Source organism: Psychrobacter sp. TB55-MNA-CIBAN-0194, from assembly GCF_040309505.1.
GTDB lineage: Bacteria > Pseudomonadota > Gammaproteobacteria > Pseudomonadales > Moraxellaceae > Psychrobacter > Psychrobacter fozii.
In genome coordinates, this window is record NZ_JBEOOW010000841.1 from 1 (window position 1) to 232 (window position 232).

Annotated in this window: 1 protein-coding gene; it reads right to left on the minus strand. The window is 47.8% G+C overall.

Annotation, left to right across the window (positions count from 1 at the left end; genetic code table 11):
- Positions 1-232, minus strand: a 232-nt coding sequence (locus AAEY75_RS17295) for an ArsB/NhaD family transporter (RefSeq protein WP_352260422.1), incomplete at both ends; no start/stop codon positions are given.

Genomic DNA, 232 nt, shown 5'->3' on the forward strand with positions numbered 1-232 from the left:
GGGTAAATTTAGGTCCTAAATCATTACCAATCACATTGGCATAAATCATCAGCTCACGTGTTGCGGCTGGTACTTGAGCATTGTCGATAGCAAGTGCGCCGATAAGGGTCGATGGCATATTGTTCATGATTGAGGCGACAACAGCAGACAAAAAACCCGTGCCTAAAGTCGCCACAATAGTGCCTTGCTGTCCGAGCCAATTGAGCACCTGCACCCCATAATCGGTCAATCC